Here is a 17,506-nt window from a genome sequence, read left to right as displayed (position 1 = left end):
CTCATTCCGTCGACGGACGCCAACGCCTGCGGGCCAGCGTCAGTCGCCGGCGACGAAGAACTGCAGCTTGCCGTCGGGAGTGATGCCGACGCGGTAGAAATTATATGCGCCGAAATCGATCATCGACTGGTAGTCGCCGGCGGTGACGATCTCGAACAGCTCGACGAGCTGCGGCTTGGTCAGCCGCGACGGGTCGACCTGGGTGAAATAGGGCCAGACATAGATCTCGTCGTCGCTGTTCGGCTCGACCCTTGCATAGCCCGACTGCAGGATGTCGACGAGGATCGCCAGGATTTCGATGCCCTCGCCGTCGCCGGAGGCGGTCTTGAGGAAATCGATCGGGTCCTTGGGGGTCTCGCCGAAGCTCACCACCGTGCCGTCCTCGCCGGTGGCGATCATCGGCCGGAGCTTCTCGATGTCGCCGGTCTTCGCTGCCTCCATCAGCTTTTCGCGCAGCTCGCGGACGGGCGCCGGCAGCTTTTCGGTGCCATAGCCGATCTCGGCGGCGAGGGGGACGGCAGGATCCGTCTGCTGATCGCCATTGCCGAAAGGCCGACCGACCCGCGGGCCAGTCTCTTCCGTCGGCTGCTTGCCCGGCTCGGCCTGGTACTGCGCCGGGGTGGAGGTCTTGTCATCGCCGCGCGGCAGCCGGGCGGGCAGGCCGTCGCCCGGCCTGGTGACCGCCGGGGCGCTCTCGTCTTCCGGGGCGATCGGCACCTCGCCCTGGTCGGTGCCTTCCATTTCCTGGTCGTCGTCGCCGGAGTTGTCCGCCGGCACCGCGTCGTTGCGGTGGCGCTCCTTCGGGTCGGCCGAATTTTTCTTGTCGAGGAAGCCCGCCGGCGGATTGGGGCCGGCCCGCTCGGAGTCCGAGCCGGGCAAAGGCGGCAGGGGAACCGCGATGATGCCGTCCTTGCTGCCGCTGAAGCTGCCGTTCTCGCCTTCGAACTGCGAGAATGCCATGGCCTCGCCGGCGACGAACAGCGACAGGCCGGCCGTGGCGAATCGGGGAAGGAGGCTCGTTGAACGGCGCATCGGTGCGGCTGCCTTTGCTGCTGCAAACGGATCGGTTCTGCAGGACGCGCCCCTTCGCCCTGCATGTTCCATATGGGGGACGACGCGACCGTGTTTAATGGCCCTTCGCGACTGGCTCGGATGGACTGGCGTCGATCGACCGGCCGCAATCGCCGGTGCGGGGTCTCTCGTGCGGGACTACTGGATCGTCCGGTCGGCGCGGAACTCGCCGTATTCGAGGCGCTTCCTCAGCCCTTCCATCAGCGACAGGACGTCGTCCTCGCCATGCAGCCGCACGAGTTCGGTCAGCGCGGTGGTGATCGCCGTCTCGGCGAGGATTTCCGTCTCGATGCCGTCGGAGATGCCGTCAGCCCAAGCCTCGTTGTGATATTCGAGGGCCACCTGCTTCTTTTCGGCCTGGATCATCTCGTCCAGTTCAGCGCTCTGTAGATCGATCATATGACCCCCTTAAAAATTGCGTCCCCGATTTCACCAGTCGTTAAGACCTATCATGGTGTCGGGCGCTCGACTGCGCGAATCCCCACCGATCGTTAATCAAGCGTTAACTCCCGTACCTTGAGCCGATCTCCCGTGCCAGAGCGGCTCCCTCTTTCTGGTAGCGGTTGACGGCGATCCGCGCGGCGCTCGTACAGCTGCGATAGGTCGCTGCGAAGGTACGGTAACCATTGTTGAAATTCGCGATCAGCTGCTGCTTCTCGGTCTCCGTCGGCGCCTGTGCGTCGATCAGTTCGCGCATCTTGTCGCGCCAGACTTCCGCCTCCGGATCGTCGCAGAGCTTGCGCAGGAAATGCATCGATCCGAGGATCATCGCCAACCGGCCGAGCGGCTGCATGTAGGCCGCATCGCCCTGGCGCTCGGGCTGTGCGGCCTCCGGTGCCTCACCCTGCGCGAAGGCGCCGCCGGCCGGAGCGAGCCCGGCGGTTGCCAACACGGCCGCGAGTATGAGTCGTCTGACGATCATGTTGACAGAATTCATCATTCGTTAAGCCTGCCGCAAGCCGCGAGGGCCGGCGACGGGCTTTATTTGCCGTTCTGCGGCCTCGCCGCAACAACCGCTGCCGGATGCAGTTAATGTCCGTTGCGTCAGCGGCGGGCGAGCCGCCGGTCGGATCAGCGATCGAACAGAGCGAGGCACTGCATCACGACACCATGAAGGCCGGGCGTCGTCCCGCTTGCCGATTCGCGGGCGAAGACCTCGTCGGGGTGGACGATCTCAACCGCTTCGGCGTCGTCCTGCGCCTTTGGCGCCGCGCCCGCGCCGAGATGGCCGGCAAAGACCGCGATGACCGCATGGCCCTCGTCGGAGATCGCCTCGTGAAAGGTTGCGAAGGCGAGATCACCGGCCGCAAGCCCGGTCTCTTCGATGAGTTCGCGCCGCGCTGCGTCGAGCAGCCGCTCGCCGAAGCGAACGCCGCCGCCGGGAAGGCTCCAGAGGCCGCGATAGGGCGCCTTGCCCCGGCGCACGAGAAGGATACCCTTGCTGTTCGAAAGACAGACGGAGACTCCGAGACGTGGCCTTGCTTCGCGCATCCTGGCGTACTCCATGGCTGCCTGGCGTTGCCCTCCTGTCAGGCTCCGCCGGTCGGCAAGACGAGCGGGAGATCTGAGAGATGGCAGGCCGCTTCTCCCTGACGGCATCGCCCCGGGCCGTCGCCGCCCATTTCGACCTTGCCGGCATCGACGACTTTCCGCCGCGCCCGCGCATCCTGCCGACGCAGCCGATCCTCATCGTCCTTGCCGGCAGCGAGGGGAGGGTGGACACCTATCGCGCCGGCCGCTTTGCGCAACTGGTGCGCTGGGGGCTGATCCCGGGCTGGTTCCGGGGCGAAGAGCAATTGCCGGCGATGTTCAACGCGAAGGCCGAGACGGCCGCCGAGAACGCCGCCTTCCGCGGCGCGATGCGTCATCGCCGCTGCCTCGTGCCGGCGAGCGCCTTCTTTCGCCGAATGGACGGGAGAGATCGTGACGGGCCGGCGACGACCCGCCGTCTCGCCATCGCCGGCGAGCCGATCTTCGCCATCGCCGGGCTGATGGAAGGCTACATGGCGCCGGACGGCAGCGAGATCGACACGGCGGCGATCCTGACCGCGCCGACGAGCCCCGAGGATCGCGGCCTGCCCGAGCGGTTGCCGGTGGTGATCGCAAGGGAGGATTTCGGCCGCTGGCTCGACTGCCGTAACTTCGGGCCGGGAGATGTCGGTGACTTGTTGGTCGCGCCGCGCACCGAAGCGCTCGAGATCGGCGCGGCGGACTGATCTGCCGGAAATGTTCGCAGCGATTGAGCGACCAAGACGCTGGCTACGGCCTTCGGCGATCCGCGGTGCGTTCTTCCGGCCCAGTCCCCCGACGGCGACAGACGGCCGGTAAGCGGGCAGCCTGCCGTCATGGCAGGCCGCCCGCGCCTTGTCAGGCAGGCGGCGAAGGCCGCGATGCCACCCGCCGCCGCGCCGCTCATCGGCGCAGCGGCAATGCGGATCACTCGGCGGCGATCAGCTGCGGCTCGTCCGAGCGGCGTGCCTTGCCGGCATTCGCGACCGCCTTGCGGCCGGCCTGGCTGGCAGCGGCGATCGCCGGAATCGCGATGTCGCGGTAGTTGCGCACGAGGTCGATCTCGCTCTCGCGTTCGCGCTTGGAGCGGAATTGCAGGTTGTCCTTGGTGGTCATGTCATGTGCTCGCATCTGCATGTGGATGGCCGACTTCAGCGGCTCGATTGCGCCAGTTTGAAGACAATGGCTAAAGCTTCCTTGCGCGAAAGTCGCAAATTGTCGGGCGAGCACGCGGGCGTGTCCTCCATGCGACAGGGAAGTGGCTGAAAACGAGCAAGAATTTCGCCAAATCGCAGGCTTCGAGGGATATCGTTCCGAGCCCGGTTTTCAGGACAAATTGTGTGTCGGAGCGATACGATCCGTCAGTGCCCAGAGCGCCGACGATGACGATTGGATGACGCGCCGGACATCGCCGCGCGACGACGCCGGTCATCGGTTGCAAGGTGGCGCCTCATGGAGTGCCCGTCACGGTCGACCAAGCCGCATGCCGGCAGCGAATCGCCATCGCCTGCGACATCCTGTAATGCGACGCGTGAACTGGAACGACGAACCGGCTGCGGCGGCCGAGCGACCGCAGAAGGGACATGGACATGACCGACGACGGCTTCCGCGGCTTGCGGCTCCACAACACTCTGACCCGGACGAAGGAGGAATTCCGTCCGCTCGACTGGCGGGACGGCGGGCCCTCCGAGGCCGAGCGGCGGGTGCGCATGTATGTCTGCGGCCCGACGGTCTACGACTATGCCCATATCGGCAACGCGCGGCCGGCGATCGTCTTCGACGTCCTCTACCGGCTGCTGCGCCATCTCTATGGCGCCGAGCATGTCACCTATGTCCGCAACATCACCGACGTCGACGACAAGATCAACGCGCGTGCCGCGAGGGATTTCCCCGGCCTGCCGCTGAACGAGGCGATCGCCAGGGTGACGTCGACGACGGCCGACCAGTACCATGCCGACGTCGCGGCGCTCGGCTGCCTCGAGCCGAGCTTCGAGCCGCGCGCCACCGCCTATGTCCAGCGCGGCGACGGGCACGACATGATCGCGATGATCGAGACGCTGATCGCCAAGGGCCACGCCTATGAGGCGGGCGGCGAGGTGCTGTTCGACGTCACCTCGATGGCCGATTACGGCAAGCTTTCGAACCGCAAGCTCGAGGACCAGAAGGCCGGCGCGCGGATCGCCGTCGACAGCCACAAGAAGAACCCCGGCGATTTCGTCCTGTGGAAACTCTCCTCGCCCGAGGAGCCCGGCTGGGAGAGCCCCTGGGGCCGCGGCCGGCCGGGCTGGCACCTGGAATGCTCGGTGATGTCGGAAGCCCTCCTCGGCGAGACCTTCGACATCCATGGCGGCGGTCTCGACCTGATCTTCCCGCACCACGAGAACGAGATCGCCCAGTCGCGCTGCGCCCATGGCGGCGCCACCATGGCGGAGGTCTGGATGCACAACGGCTTCCTCCAGGTGGAGGGGAAGAAGATGTCGAAGTCCGACGGCAACTTCTTCACCATCCGCGAGCTCCTGGAGACAGAGAACTTCGGCGGTCGGGCCTGGCCGGGCGAGGTGCTGCGGCTCGCCATGCTGATGACGCACTATCGCGAGCCGATCGATTTTTCGGTCAAGCGGCTGGAGGAGGCCGAGGAACTGCTCGACGGATTTGCTCGGGCAAGCGAGGGCGCCGCGGCGAGCGCGCCGAGCCAGCGCTTCGTCGAGGCGCTGTCCGACGATCTCGCCAGTGCGGCCGCGATCGCCGAACTTCATCAGCTTCGCCGCAGCGATCCGGCGGCGCTCGTCGCATCGCTCGACCTCGTCGGCGTCGACCTTGCCGGCTTCGCCAAGCGTCTGTCCGAGGCGGCGGCAAAGGGCCAGGCAGGCCTCGACGAGGCTTCCGTCGAGGCGGCGATTGCCGAGCGGTTGGCGCTGCTCAAGGCGAAGAACTTCGCCGAGGCCGACCGCATCCGCGACGCGTTGGCGGAACAAGGCATCCAGCTGAAGGACGGCAAGGATCCTGCGACCGGCGAGCGGGTGACGACATGGGAGCTGAGGCGCTGATCGGCGGCCGGCGGAGGAAAGCCGGCGGCCGCCCATTGCCCTTTTTCGCGCCAAAGGCTATCGATCGGCCATGAACAACACGATCGTCACGGTGATGAACTGGTGGTGGGCGCTCTAACGGAGCGGCCGAGCCGACACGCGTCGTGATCTCGAATGAAGGCCGCCTCGAAGTCCGGGCGGCCTTTTTGCTTGTGGCGCCTGGACCGAAGGGCAGAACCCGAGGGAATTGGGATGGTGAGCGAGCTTCTTCAGGACGGCGGCGAGCGATACGTGACCGCCGGCGGCGTCACGGTGAAACGGCACCGCGAGGGCGTCGAGTATAACGGCGCGATCGATCCCTATTTCGACCGGCTGGATACCCATCGCGGGGCGATCCTCTTTTCCAACTACGAATATCCCGGCCGCTACACCCGCCAGGACGTCGCCTTCGTCGATCCGCCGCTGGTGATCGCCTCGCGCGGGCGGGAGCTCTGGGTCGAGGCGCTGAACCCCCGCGGCAAGGTGCTCGCCGGCTTCATCGCCAGGGCGCTCCAGGCCTGTGACGACGTCGCGGAGCTGACGGCCGGCGAGATGCGCCTCGACGTCAGGATTGCCGAGCCGAAGCGGGCCGTCACGGAGGAGGAGCGCTCGCGCATCCCGACGGTGTTTTCGGTGCTTCGCACCATCGTCTCGCTGTTCCGCTCGCCGGAGGATCCGGCGATCGGCCTCTACGGCGCCTTCGGCTACGATCTCGCCTTCCAGTTCGACCCGGTGGACGAGGTGCAGAGCCGCGATCCGGAACGCCGCGACCTCGTCCTCTACCTTCCGGACCAGCTTCTCGAAGTCGATCACTATTCGGCCTCGGCCTTTCTCACCCGCTACGACTTTGCGATGGGCGACGCCTCCACCGAGGGGCTCGAAGGCGGCGGGGCGGCGGCGCCGTTTGCGGCCTCCGACGCGATCCCGTCACGCGGCGACCACCAGCCCGGCGAATATGCCGAACTGGTGCGCAAGGCCAAGGAGGAGTTTCGCTGCGGCAATCTGTTCGAAGTCGTTCCCGGCCAGGTGTTCTACCAGCGCGCCGAGCACCGGCCCTCGGAGATCTCCCGCCGGCTGAAGGCGGTGAACCCGTCGCCCTATTCCTTCTTCATCAATCTCGGCGAGAACGAGTTCCTGATCGGCGCCTCGCCGGAGATGTTCGTCCGGGTCAACGGGCGGCGGGTCGAGACCTGCCCGATCTCCGGCACGATCAAGCGCGGCGAGGATGCGATCTCGGATTCCGAGCAGATCCTGAAGCTTCTGAACTCCAAGAAGGATGAGTCGGAGCTGACGATGTGTTCCGACGTCGACCGCAACGACAAGAGCCGGGTCTGCGACCCGGGCTCGGTGAAGGTCATCGGCCGGCGCCAGATCGAGATGTATTCGCGGCTGATCCACACGGTGGATCACATCGAGGGGCGGCTTCGCGACGGCATGGACGCCTTCGACGCCTTCCTCTCTCACGCCTGGGCGGTCACCGTCACCGGCGCGCCAAAACTCTGGGCGATGCGCTTCATCGAGAAGAACGAGAAAAGCCCGCGTGCCTGGTATGGCGGCGCCGTCGGCATGGTGCATTTCAACGGCGACATGAACACCGGCCTGACGCTGCGGACCATCCGCCTGAAGGACGGCATCGCCGAGGTCCGGGCCGGTGCGACGCTGCTCTATGATTCCAACCCCGAGGACGAGGAAGCCGAGACCGAACTCAAGGCCTCGGCGCTGCTCGGGGCGATCCGCGAGGCCGGCGCCACCAACGCCGCGACCGGCACCCGCGAGGCGGCCAAGGTGGGCGAGGGGCTGTCGATCCTCCTCGTCGACCACGAGGATTCCTTCGTCCACACCCTGGCGAACTATTTCCGCCAGACCGGCGCAAAGGTTTCGACGGTGCGCACCCCGGTGGCGGCGGAAATCTTCGAGCGGATCGATCCCGACCTCGTGGTGCTGTCGCCTGGCCCCGGCATGCCCTCGGACTTCGACTGCAAGGGCACGATCGCGGCGGCGCGGGAACGCGGCGCGGCGATCTTCGGCGTCTGCCTCGGCCTGCAGGCGCTGGCCGAGGCCTATGGCGGCGCGCTGAGGACGCTGCATCTGCCGATGCACGGCAAGCCCTCGCGCATCCGGGTCGACAAGCCGGGCATCATCTTCTCGGGGCTTCCCTCGGAGATCACCGTCGGTCGCTATCACTCGATCTTTGCCGATCCTGTCCGCCTGCCGCGCGACTTCGAGGTGACCGCCGAGACCGACGACGGCATCGTCATGGCCTTCGAGCACCGCTCGGAGCCGGTGGCGGCCGTGCAGTTCCACCCCGAAAGCATCATGACTCTCGGGGGCGATGCCGGTATGCGGATGATCGAGAACATCGTCGCCCATCTTCCCCGACGCGCCAGAGAAAAGGCTGCCTAGCAAGGCGGCCGGGACAATCGATGCCGGAAACCAACGCCCCGATCGCCAAGCGCGTGGCGGCTGCGAGCGTCGTCGTCGCGCTGGTGGTCCTCGCGATCAAATACGTCGCCTATGTGCTGACCGGGTCGGTGGCGCTGTTTTCCGACGCGCTGGAATCGATCGTCAACGTCGTCGCCGGGCTGATCGCCCTCTGGGCGGTGACCGTCAGCTACAAGCCGGCCGACAACGACCATCCCTTCGGTCATACCAAGGCGGAGTATTTCTCCGCCGTCGTCGAGGGGGCGCTGATCGTCGGTGCGGCGCTGTTGATCCTGCGCGAGGCCTGGGGCGCCTATCTCGAGCCGCGGGCCTTCAAGGCGCCGGTCGAGGGGCTGCTGCTCAACGGCTTTGCGACGCTGATCAATGTCGGCTGGGCGATCTTCCTGATCCGCTTCGGACGCCAGCACCGCTCGCCGGCGATCGCCGCCGACGGCCGGCACATCATGGCCGACGTCGTCACCTCAACCGGCGTCGTCCTCGGCCTGATCGTCGCGGCGGTGACGGGATGGACGATCCTCGATCCGCTGCTCGCGGCGCTCGTTGCCGTCAACATTCTCTGGGAAGGCGCGCGGGTCGTCACCACCTCGCTCTCCGGCCTGATGGACGAGGCGATCGACGCCGATTCCGAGGCCCGGGTGCGCGAGACGATCTCCTGCAATGCCGAGGGCGCGATCGAGGTGCACGACCTCAGGACAAGGCTTGCCGGCCGGGCGATGTTCATCGAGTTCCACCTGGTGGTGCCGGGCAAGATGACGGTCGCGGAGTCCCACAAGATCTGCGACCGGATCGAGGACGCGCTGCAGGACATCTTCGCCGGCGCGCGGGTGCTCATCCATGTCGAGCCGGAGGACGAGGCCAAGCAGACCGGCGTGCCGGTGCTCTGAAGCTTTCCTGGCAGGATCGACCGGACGTTGGGGCAAGCATTGCGCCGTGGTCAAAGACTTCTGCGGACCGTTCAGCCGGTTTCCGCGACCTGATCCTGATGGAACATGACCCGGCCGCCGCCACTGCGCTTGGCCGCATACATCGCGCCGTCGGCCTGGTCGATGACGGTGTTGAGCGAGGCGGACCGCCCGTCCCACAGGGTGACGCCGATGCTCGGCGAGATGGCGAGTTCGGTGCCTGAGAGGCATCTGAGGCCCTGGCAGCCGTCGATCAGCCGGCCGGCGGCGGCACGGGCGAGAGCGGGGGCTGCAACGTCGAGAAGCGCGACGACGAACTCGTCGCCGCCGAGGCGGCAGACGATCGCCTCCGGCCCGACGACATCGCGGATGCGGTGGGCGAATTCCACCAGCAGGCGGTCGCCGAGTTCGTGGCCGAGCGCATCGTTGACCGCCTTGAAACCGTCGAGGTCGATGAACAGGATCGCCGCGCGGAAGGGCGCCGGTCCGGCGGGGGCCGAGACCAGCGCTCCCAGATGCTGGAACAGGCCGTAGCGGTTGAAGACTCCGGTGAGCGCGTCGTGGGAGGCGACGTGGTGGAGGCTGTCGATCGAGCTCTTGTGGCTGAGGACGACGCCGGCAAGCCGCACCATGTCGGCGAGGAACTCCCGGTCGCAAGGGCCGGCCGCCGTCTCGCGGATGCAGAACAGGCCCTCCCGGCCGACGTCGTGCATCGCGATCGGCTCGGCAATGAGGCCGGCAAGCCTTGCCTCCTCCTCCCGCGGCATCACGACGAAGGCGTGGTCGAGGCGTTTGCGCAGCAGCGCCACGGCCGTCTCGCCGCCCTTCCGGCCGTCGATCCTCTCCGCTCCCTCTGGCGGCAGACGGCGGGCGAAGAGATCGAACACGGCCGGATCGCCGTCGATCGCGGCCACCTCCCAGGCGCCGGCCTCGTCCTTGACCAGGATGGCGGCCTCGCAGTCCGGCTGGGTCCGGCGGAACTCGGCGAGCAGCGTCGTCAGAACCGGTGACAGATCCTCGCCGGAGGTCAGCATTTCCATCACCTTGGCCTGACCGCGCATGATCGTGCTGCGGCGCTGGCCCTCGGCAAGCTCGGATTTCAGCCGTCGATTCGTCCGGTTCAGCTCGATGGTCCGGTCCTCGATGAGAAGGTCGAGGGCGGTAAGGGTGCGTTCGACCTCGTTGCGGGAGGCGAGCCGCTCGGCATTGGCCGTCGAGAGGAGAAGGCCGCTGAGGCTCATCGAGACGAGAAACACCTGCAGCAGGATGGCATTCAGCTTCGGCGCGGCGGAGGCGGCCAGCGGCCCGTGCCCCATCGCCGTCAACAGAGTGGCGGTGATGGCGATGCCCATCACCATCAGCGCCGTCTCGGTGCGTCGCTGCCTCAGACCCGACCAGATGATCAGCGGGAAGACGACGAAGCCGGCCGGCATGTAGGTATAGCCGAGACCGAGCGGCAGATCGGAGAAGACGAGGCAGGTGACGAGGACGGCAAGGACGGTGATGCCGACGGACTTTGCCTGCGGCCTCTCCTCGCGCGAGCCTGCGAGCGCGAAGAAGATCAGCAGCGGCACGCCGACGATCAGGTCGGCGCTGAGATTGCCGAGGGCCCAGGTGCCGATCTGCTGAAACAGCGCGTGACCGTTCAGAATATCCTGCGGCAGCAGGAAGACGGTGCCGAGCGTCGCGCTGAAGAACAATTCGACGACCGCGGTGACGGCGAGAAAGGTCGCGGCGTTCTGGACCGTGTTGAAAAGCTCGGCGAGGCCGATCCGGTTGCTCTTCAGGATCGTCGCGACGAGGAGGGGTGTCGCGGTGTTGACGATGGGCACGCCGATCGTCGCGGGGAGCGCGGAGCCGAAATAGATTTCTGCCGTCAGAGAGGCGATCCAGATGCCCGGCAGAACGCGGGTGCCGAAGGCGATGACGAGGGCGATGGCTGTTCCGGAGGGAAACCACAGCGGCACCCACCAGTCCCAGCTGTTCTCCGTCGGCATGAAATAGATGAAGATACCCGTCGCCAGCGCGGCAACGAACTGCAGGCCGGCAACTCCGGCCGTGATGGCGATCGGATCGGCGATCGCGGACAGTCTTGATCGGGCCGGCGGGGTCGCGCGGGAAATCGCCATGCGAACCTCAGTCTCGGCAATCGTTCGGGGGCGTGACCAATCATGAGTCCCGTAAGGTAAAGGTCCGGTAAATTTGCCGCAGTGCGGTGCCGTTTTCCACAGCGAAGCGTCGCGCAAAATGCTTGCAAAGCGGCCGGCGATGGCTATCTTGCTCCGCATGGACCAGACGAGGACCCTTTCGCGCCACGATCGACTGCCGCTTGGCGGCGGGGCGATCTCCTGCGCGTCCTCGCAGCTTCTCCTTCTTAGCCTTAGCGGCGACCGTCGGGCCCGGTAACAAGGGGCGTCCGGCGGTCGAGCTGGTGCGGCGCGTTGCCGGACCACCGTCCCTTGGTCTTCACAAATCCACCAGAATATCGGATGCGTCCGCACACTGACGCCGCCTGTTGCGCAATGCGTCGCGGCCATCCGCGAGACCGAGAGGTTGAGAAATCCATGTCCGCCGTTTCCAGGGCTCAATCGCCCGCATCCGCCGCGAGCGAACAAAGTCCCGCCACCGCGTCCAGTCCGAAGACGATGGTCGACGCGCCGCGAAAATATCGCCCCTATGGGCAGATCGATCTGCCCGACCGCACCTGGCCGGCTAAGGCGATCACCGAACCGCCGATCTGGTGCTCGGTCGATCTGAGGGACGGCAACCAGGCGCTGGTCGACCCGATGGGGCAGGACCGCAAGGCCCGCTTCTTCGCGCTGCTCCTCGCCATGAACTTCAAGGAAATCGAGATCGGGTTTCCGTCCGCCTCGCAGACCGATTTCGATTTCGCCCGCTGGTGCATCGAACAGGGCGGCGCGCCCGACGACGTCTCGCTGCAGGTCCTGGTGCAGTGCCGCCCCGAGCTGATCGAGAAGACCTTCGAGTCTCTGGAAGGATCGGTCAGGCCGATCGTCCACTTCTACAACTCCACCAGTGAGCTGCAGCGCCGCGTGGTGTTCCAGAAGGACCGCGCCGGCATCAGGCAGATCGCCGTCGATGCGGCGAAGATGATCACCGACATGGCGGCCAAGGCCGGCGGTGGCTACCGCTTCGAATATTCGCCGGAAAGCTTCACCGGCACCGAGCTGGAATTTGCCGCCGAGATCTGCAACGCGGTCGCCGAAATCGTCCAGCCGACGCCTGAGAACAAGCTGATCTTCAACCTGCCGGCGACGGTGGAGATGTCGACGCCGAACGTCCATGCCGACCAGATCGAGTGGATGTGCCGCAACCTCGACAATCGCGACAGCCTGATCGTCTCGCTGCATCCCCACAACGACCGCGGCACGGCCATCGCGGCGACGGAGCTCGGCCTCCTGGCCGGCGCCGACCGGGTGGAAGGCACGCTGTTCGGCAATGGCGAGCGCACCGGCAATGTCGATCTGGTGACGCTGGCGCTCAACATGTTCACGCAGGGGATCGATCCCGGCCTCGACGTCTCCGACATCAACAAGATCAAGGACGTCTACGAATACTGCAACAAGCTGGCGATCCCGGAGCGCCACCCCTATGTCGGCGAACTCGTCTACACCGCCTTTTCCGGTTCGCATCAGGACGCCATCAACAAGGGCATGAAGGCCCGGCGGGCGGCGAACAGCGAGATCTGGGAAGTGCCGTATCTGCCGATCGATCCGAAGGATGTCGGCCGCAGCTACGAGGCGATCATCCGCATCAACTCGCAGTCCGGCAAGGGCGGCATCGCCTACATCCTGCAGGCCGACTACGGCATCAACCTGCCGCGCAACCTGCAGATCGAGTTCCGCGAGGACATCCAGCGGATCACCGACGAGACCGGCGTCGAACTGCCGGCAAAGGCGATCTACGAGCGCTTCATCGAGCGCTATGTCGACCAGCCTGCCGGACGGCTGAAATTCGTCGATCACTTCACCAGGCCCAATCCCAACGTGAAGGGCGAGCGCATCGTCGAGGGCCACATTCTCGACGACGGCCGGGAAGTGGTGATCGAGGGGCTCGGGACCGGCCCGATCGACGGCTTCGTCGACGCGCTGAAGCGCCATCTCGGCATCGAGTTCTCGGTTTACGACTATTCCGAGCACTCGCTCGGGGCAGGCTCCGACGCCCGGGCGATCTGCTACATGGAGATCGCCCATCCTGGCGGCCGGCTGTTCGGCGCGGCGATCAACAAGAATATCGTCTCGGCCTCGCTCGAGGCCATCGTCTCGGCGGTGAACCGCATCGTCGCCGCATGACGGGGCGATGAGCCAGGGCCCGCGCCTTCGCGCGATCGAGACGGGTGGCGGCGAAGGGCCGCCGCTCGTCCTCCTGCACGGTTTCGACGGCCGCGCGGAGGCCTTTGACGGCATTGCCGCGGGCTTTGCGGCGGAGGGGCGGCGGTGCCTCGCCTTCGACCTGCCGGGCCATGGCGGCTCGCGCGACTTTCCGGGCTTCGGCCCGCCGAAGGTCGCCGCCCGCGCCGTGATCGGCGAGCTTGCGGCGCGCGGGATCGAGGCGGCGCATGTCGTCGGCCATTCGATGGGCGGGGCGGTCGCCTGCCTGATCGCGCTGTTCGAGCCTCGGCTTGTCCTTTCCCTGACGCTGCTTGCCCCGGGCGGCTTCGGCCCGGAGATCGGCCTTGAGCCGATCCGTGCGGTGATGGCCGCAAGGGACGAGACGAGCCTCGCCGCGGCGCTTCGCACCATGACGGCACCGGACTTCACGCTGCCGCCCCATGCGACGAGGGGCAACAACGGTCCGGGCGGCCGGGACGAGATCCGCCAGATCTTCGGTCCGATGTTCGGCTCCGGCCGCCAGGGCGTCCTGCCACTCGACGCGGTCGCCGCCTCAGATCGTCCGATCGAGCTTCTCTGGGGGGAGGCCGATCCGGTGACGCCGGTCTCTGAGAGCGAAAACCTGCCGCCGGCCTTTGCAGTGACGCGGCTTCCGGGCGTCGGCCACATGCTGATGCTCGAGGCGCCGGAGGCCGTCTCGGCGGCGATCCGCCGGGCGATCGCCCGCGCCGGCTGACAAAGGCGGGCTGACCGGGGCGGGCGAAACGGGGCAGGCGAATCGGGGCTGGCACTGCGGCGCCTCGCTTTGGCCGGCACCTGTTGCCCTGCCGACCCCCCGCGACAGTTTCCTTCGCGCGGCAACGCCATTACGGTAAACAAATCGTAAAGCGGGTCGATTCGAGGCAGGCATGGGCGAGACCAACGAGAACATCTCCCAGCTGATGGGGACGAAGCGTCTGGCCGATGCCGTTCGCCAGGCCAAGATCGCGGCTGCCCAGCGGTCCGACGTCGTCGTCGACATCCGCGAGGCCGACCGTGCGCGGCTGGAAATCCTCGCCGAGGAACTGCAGCCGATCATCCGCGAGCTCGAGCCGGGCGACGACTATTTCGACTTCACCGTTTCCGGCGGCAGCCATCCGCGGCTGTGGATCGACGGCACGGCCAATGTGATGATGGCGCGCGACCGGCGCACCTACCGCTTCGTGCGCGAGACCCGCCTTGGCCGCCTGACGCTGGCCGAATCCACCGAGCCGCGGGCGATCGCCGATCACGTCACCGACTATGTCGCCGAGCGGATCGTCGAGCGCGAGAAGGCGTTTGCCGCGGACGATGCGCTCGCAACGGCGGAGAGCCAGCCCGGAAACGGCAAGGCGGCCATGGCCGACGAGGCGCCGCTGCGCATCCACGAGCCGAAGAAGGTCGAAGCAAAGCCGAAGCGCTCCCGCATGAGCGATTTCGCCATCGCCCTCGTCTGGCTGATGATCGGCGCCGTGCTGGGCGCGGCGATCCTTCTCGCCATCGCCTCCTATCGCGGGGTCACCATTCCGGGCTGATCAAGCACCGGTGACTATCCTCGGCTGACCGCCGGGCCGGGCGTCGTCCCGTTACGGCGAGACCAGCCGGAACAGATGGGCGAGATCCTTGAAGAAGATCTTCAGATGCGCCGCCGGATCGCGGCGGGTCAGCTTCTTGTTCATGTAGGATTCCCAAGTCAGCCGCTGCACGTCCTTGTCGCGGCAGATGGCGACGAAGCGCTCGCGCTGGGCGTCGGAGCGATACCAGAACGCCTGCATGATGCCGAGGATCCAGAACACCCGGCCGTGCTCACCCATGAAGGCCTTGCGGGCCCTGCGGAGCTCCCTGGGATTGCCGGTGGCAAGGAAGCTTCCGGCGGCCTCGGCCACCATTTTCGCGCTGACCATCGCATAATAGATGCCTTCGCCGGACGCCGGCGCCACGACGCCCGCAGCGTCGCCGGCCAAGATGACGTCGCGGCCGTTGTCCCAGCGCTTCAGCGGCTTCAGCGGGATCGGCGCACCCTCGCGGCGGATCGTCTCGGCGCCGGCGAGCCCCGCCGCGGCACGCAGCCGCTCGACCGCCGGGCGCAGGCCATAGCCCTTTCTCGCGCTGCCGGTACCGATCGAGGCGGTCTCGCCATGGGGGAACACCCAGCCGTAGAAATCCGGGGAGATCCGGCCCTGGTAGTAGACGTCACAGCGCGCCGGATCGTAGTCGGCATCGGCCGCCTCAGGTTTCGCCCGGACGATCTCGTGATAGGCAAAGACGCAAGGAACCTTGTCGGCACCGGGGATCGCCTGGCGCCCGACCGCCGAGCGCGCGCCGTCGGCCCCGACGACGAGGCGGGTGGCGATCGTCTCTTCGCGAGCAGCGTCGCCAGCCGGCTGGTAGCGGACCAGCGTCGTGCCGCCCGTCTGTCCGTCCGTCCGTTCGAGGGCAATGAAACGGCCGGTGAAGCGCGTGGCGCCGGCCTCGGCGGCCCGCTCGCGCAGCCATTCGTCGAAATGCTCGCGATCGACCATGCCGACATAGCCGTTGTCGATCGGCATCGGCACGCGCTTTTGCGACGGCGCCACCATCAGCGCGCTGGCGATGCGGGCGACGAGCAGCTCCGGCGCGATCTGGAAGTCGCGCACCAGCCGCGGCGGAATGGCGCCGCCGCAGGGCTTGATGCGACCGGCCCGGTCGATCAGCGCCACGCTGTGGCCGGCACGGGCGAGGCTTTCCGCGGCGGTGGCGCCGGCGGGCCCGCCGCCGACCACGACGACGTCGAAGAAGGGGGTGTCGTTCGCCGTCCCGCTCATGCCGCAACCACGTCGCTCGAGGAAAGTCGCGTCGCGCCGCCGGTCTTCACGGCGCGCACCTGCCGTCCGGTGACGGCGTGTCTCGCCAGCCCGGCGGAAACGAGGAAGAGCACCGCCTCTGCGGCGAAGACGACCCCATAGGCGAGGCCGCCCTTGCCGAGGATCTGGCCGGCAAGGTCGACGGCGACGGTGCCGAGGAAGCCACCGAGGCCGAAGGCGATCGCCTGCGATGCGCCCCAGACGCCCATCCGAACGCCCTCGCGGCCCTTGGCGCCTTCCCGCGCGAGGCCCATCATCCGGGCGATCGCGGCGACGGCGAAGACGCCGTTGCAAAGGCCGAGGGCGAAGACCAGCGGCGTCAGCGCGAACATCTCCGGCATGACGCCGGCGGTGGCGAGGGCGCCGAGCGACAGGGCCGAGCCGAGGCAGCCGGCGACGGAAAGACCGGTGAGGATGACCGGCAGGCGCTTTGCCAGAAGCGGCCCGAGCACTGCCACCAGCACCATTCCGAGGACCGTGCCGCCATGCTGGGCGCTGGAGAGTTCGGTGGTCTCGCCGGGCGTCATCGCGAAGACCAGGCCGGCAAAGGGCTCCAGCACCAGATCCTGCGCGCTGTAGGCGAGCATCGAGACGAAGATGAAGATGGTGAAGCGCCGCGTCTGCGCTTCCTGCCAGACCTCGGCGAGGGCGGCGCGGAAGGCGGGACGCGGTGAAGTCTCTGGCCCGGAAGTCTTGGCGGTACCGCGGGACTCGATGCCGGCGACGGCGGCAAGGCTGACGACGAAGGCGACGGCGCAGACGACGGCGGTGACGGCGACGAGGCGCTGCGGCGAATAGGGGTCGAGGAATCTGCCGGCAAGGCCGGTGGTCACCGCGAAACCGGCGATCATCATGATCCAGATCAGCGTCGCGGCGGGTCCGCGCCGCCGCTCATCCACATGGGTCGCGACGAGGGTGAGGAGGTTGGTACCCGCGGCGCCGACGCCGGCGCCGATCAGCATGAAGGCGAGGGTGGCTGCGGCGATGCCGGCGGCGGGGTGGCTGCCCATCAGTGCCGTCGCGGCGGCGGCGCCGACCGCGCCGAGGCCGAGCACCGCCATGCCGGCGACGATGTAGGGGGTGCGCCGGCGGCCGCCATCCGAGCCGTGGCCGAACAGCGGGCGCAGCATCTGCAGGCCGTAGTGGATGCCGACGAGGAAACCGGGAAGGACCGCCGGGAGCGCGAGTTCGACGACCATCACCCGGTTCATCGTCGAGGTGGTCAGCACGACCATCGCCCCGAGCGCGGTCTGGACGAGGGCGAGCCGGACGATTTCGAGCCAGGACAGTCCGCGTGCCGCCAC

Annotated in this window: 15 protein-coding genes; 7 read left to right on the top strand and 8 right to left on the bottom strand. The window is 67.4% G+C overall.

The genetic code is table 11. The features are described from left to right. Positions 1 to 39 precede the first annotated feature (39 nt). The 4 genes from E3C22_RS10310 to E3C22_RS10295 all read right to left on the bottom strand — a co-directional run bounded on the left by E3C22_RS10310 (position 40) and on the right by E3C22_RS10295 (position 2,562). The gene (locus E3C22_RS10310) at positions 40 to 1,032 is read right to left on the bottom strand and encodes a nuclear transport factor 2 family protein (RefSeq protein ID WP_134761951.1); all 993 of its coding nucleotides are present in this window, start codon (positions 1,030 to 1,032) and stop codon (positions 40 to 42) included. A 177-nt stretch (positions 1,033 to 1,209) separates the two neighbouring features. Then, positions 1,210 to 1,470, bottom strand: coding sequence for a hypothetical protein (locus E3C22_RS10305; RefSeq protein WP_134761950.1), 261 nt, complete (start codon positions 1,468 to 1,470; stop codon positions 1,210 to 1,212). 103 nt (positions 1,471 to 1,573) lie between these two features. After that, entirely contained in the window at positions 1,574 to 2,011 is a 438-nt protein-coding gene (locus E3C22_RS10300) for a TIGR02301 family protein (RefSeq protein WP_134761949.1), read from the bottom strand. Positions 2,012 to 2,142: 131 nt separating this feature from the next. Then, positions 2,143 to 2,562 carry an NUDIX domain-containing protein gene (locus E3C22_RS10295; RefSeq protein ID WP_134761948.1) on the bottom strand — a complete coding sequence of 140 codons (420 nt, stop codon included), beginning with the start codon at positions 2,560 to 2,562 and terminating at the stop codon, positions 2,143 to 2,145. Between the two features lie 80 nt (positions 2,563 to 2,642). On the opposite strand from E3C22_RS10295, the gene E3C22_RS10290 reads away from it, so the two are divergent. Beyond that, a complete protein-coding gene (locus E3C22_RS10290; RefSeq protein WP_134761947.1) occupies positions 2,643 to 3,287 on the top strand; it encodes an SOS response-associated peptidase in 645 nt (214 codons plus the stop codon). 220 nt (positions 3,288 to 3,507) lie between these two features. On the opposite strand, the gene E3C22_RS10285 is transcribed toward E3C22_RS10290, so the two are convergent. Further along, positions 3,508 to 3,696, bottom strand: a complete 189-nt coding sequence (locus E3C22_RS10285) for a hypothetical protein (RefSeq protein ID WP_134761946.1) — start codon at positions 3,694 to 3,696, stop codon at positions 3,508 to 3,510. 473 nt (positions 3,697 to 4,169) lie between these two features. On the opposite strand from E3C22_RS10285, the gene cysS reads away from it, so the two are divergent. From cysS to E3C22_RS10270, 3 genes are all read left to right on the top strand, one after another. Further along, entirely contained in the window at positions 4,170 to 5,627 is a 1,458-nt protein-coding gene (gene cysS, locus E3C22_RS10280; RefSeq protein WP_134762453.1) for a cysteine--tRNA ligase, read from the top strand. Between the two features lie 231 nt (positions 5,628 to 5,858). Continuing rightward, a complete protein-coding gene (locus E3C22_RS10275; protein WP_134761945.1) occupies positions 5,859 to 8,048 on the top strand; it encodes an anthranilate synthase in 2,190 nt (729 codons plus the stop codon). A gap of 20 nt (positions 8,049 to 8,068) precedes the next feature. Continuing rightward, positions 8,069 to 8,971, top strand: coding sequence for a cation diffusion facilitator family transporter (locus tag E3C22_RS10270; RefSeq protein WP_134761944.1), 903 nt, complete (start codon positions 8,069 to 8,071; stop codon positions 8,969 to 8,971). A 71-nt stretch (positions 8,972 to 9,042) separates the two neighbouring features. On the opposite strand, the gene E3C22_RS10265 is transcribed toward E3C22_RS10270, so the two are convergent. Beyond that, complete coding sequence (locus E3C22_RS10265) at positions 9,043 to 11,118, bottom strand: diguanylate cyclase domain-containing protein (RefSeq protein ID WP_167591727.1); 2,076 nt, start codon at positions 11,116 to 11,118, stop codon at positions 9,043 to 9,045. A 516-nt stretch (positions 11,119 to 11,634) separates the two neighbouring features. Here E3C22_RS10265 and leuA point away from each other — a divergent pair. The 3 genes from leuA to E3C22_RS10250 all read left to right on the top strand — a co-directional run bounded on the left by leuA (position 11,635) and on the right by E3C22_RS10250 (position 14,894). Next, complete coding sequence (leuA, locus tag E3C22_RS10260; RefSeq protein ID WP_206026939.1) at positions 11,635 to 13,302, top strand: 2-isopropylmalate synthase; 1,668 nt, start codon at positions 11,635 to 11,637, stop codon at positions 13,300 to 13,302. 7 nt (positions 13,303 to 13,309) lie between these two features. Continuing rightward, positions 13,310 to 14,077 (top strand): alpha/beta fold hydrolase, encoded by a 768-nt coding sequence (locus E3C22_RS10255; protein WP_134761941.1) that lies wholly within the window; start codon positions 13,310 to 13,312, stop codon positions 14,075 to 14,077. Between the two features lie 172 nt (positions 14,078 to 14,249). Then, positions 14,250 to 14,894, top strand: coding sequence for a hypothetical protein (locus E3C22_RS10250; RefSeq protein ID WP_134761940.1), 645 nt, complete (start codon positions 14,250 to 14,252; stop codon positions 14,892 to 14,894). A gap of 51 nt (positions 14,895 to 14,945) precedes the next feature. Here the strand turns inward: E3C22_RS10250 and E3C22_RS10245 are convergent, their stop codons facing one another. Both E3C22_RS10245 and E3C22_RS10240 read right to left on the bottom strand, forming a co-directional pair. Further along, positions 14,946 to 16,163, bottom strand: a complete 1,218-nt coding sequence (locus tag E3C22_RS10245) for a geranylgeranyl diphosphate reductase (RefSeq protein WP_134761939.1) — start codon at positions 16,161 to 16,163, stop codon at positions 14,946 to 14,948. Further along, complete coding sequence (locus E3C22_RS10240; protein ID WP_245514906.1) at positions 16,160 to 17,506, bottom strand: BCD family MFS transporter; 1,347 nt, start codon at positions 17,504 to 17,506, stop codon at positions 16,160 to 16,162. Before E3C22_RS10240 ends, E3C22_RS10245 begins: the two co-directional genes overlap by 4 nt.

The sequence above is a fragment of the Jiella endophytica genome, from assembly GCF_004519335.1.
GTDB lineage: Bacteria > Pseudomonadota > Alphaproteobacteria > Rhizobiales > Rhizobiaceae > Jiella > Jiella endophytica.
This window is presented reverse-complemented; position numbering and strand designations above follow the sequence as displayed.

Coding starts and splice junctions, on each gene's coding strand:
- E3C22_RS10310 (WP_134761951.1), bottom strand. CDS start 1,032: ATGCGCCGTTCAACGAGCCTCCTTCCCCGATTCGCCACGGCCGGCCTG.
- E3C22_RS10305 (WP_134761950.1), bottom strand. CDS start 1,470: ATGATCGATCTACAGAGCGCTGAACTGGACGAGATGATCCAGGCCGAA.
- E3C22_RS10300 (WP_134761949.1), bottom strand. CDS start 2,011: ATGATGAATTCTGTCAACATGATCGTCAGACGACTCATACTCGCGGCC.
- E3C22_RS10295 (WP_134761948.1), bottom strand. CDS start 2,562: ATGCGCGAAGCAAGGCCACGTCTCGGAGTCTCCGTCTGTCTTTCGAAC.
- E3C22_RS10290 (WP_134761947.1), top strand. CDS start 2,643: ATGGCAGGCCGCTTCTCCCTGACGGCATCGCCCCGGGCCGTCGCCGCC.
- E3C22_RS10285 (WP_134761946.1), bottom strand. CDS start 3,696: ATGACCACCAAGGACAACCTGCAATTCCGCTCCAAGCGCGAACGCGAG.
- cysS (WP_134762453.1), top strand. CDS start 4,170: ATGACCGACGACGGCTTCCGCGGCTTGCGGCTCCACAACACTCTGACC.
- E3C22_RS10275 (WP_134761945.1), top strand. CDS start 5,859: ATGGTGAGCGAGCTTCTTCAGGACGGCGGCGAGCGATACGTGACCGCC.
- E3C22_RS10270 (WP_134761944.1), top strand. CDS start 8,069: ATGCCGGAAACCAACGCCCCGATCGCCAAGCGCGTGGCGGCTGCGAGC.
- E3C22_RS10265 (WP_167591727.1), bottom strand. CDS start 11,118: ATGGCGATTTCCCGCGCGACCCCGCCGGCCCGATCAAGACTGTCCGCG.
- leuA (WP_206026939.1), top strand. CDS start 11,635: ATGGTCGACGCGCCGCGAAAATATCGCCCCTATGGGCAGATCGATCTG.
- E3C22_RS10255 (WP_134761941.1), top strand. CDS start 13,310: ATGAGCCAGGGCCCGCGCCTTCGCGCGATCGAGACGGGTGGCGGCGAA.
- E3C22_RS10250 (WP_134761940.1), top strand. CDS start 14,250: ATGGGCGAGACCAACGAGAACATCTCCCAGCTGATGGGGACGAAGCGT.
- E3C22_RS10245 (WP_134761939.1), bottom strand. CDS start 16,163: ATGAGCGGGACGGCGAACGACACCCCCTTCTTCGACGTCGTCGTGGTC.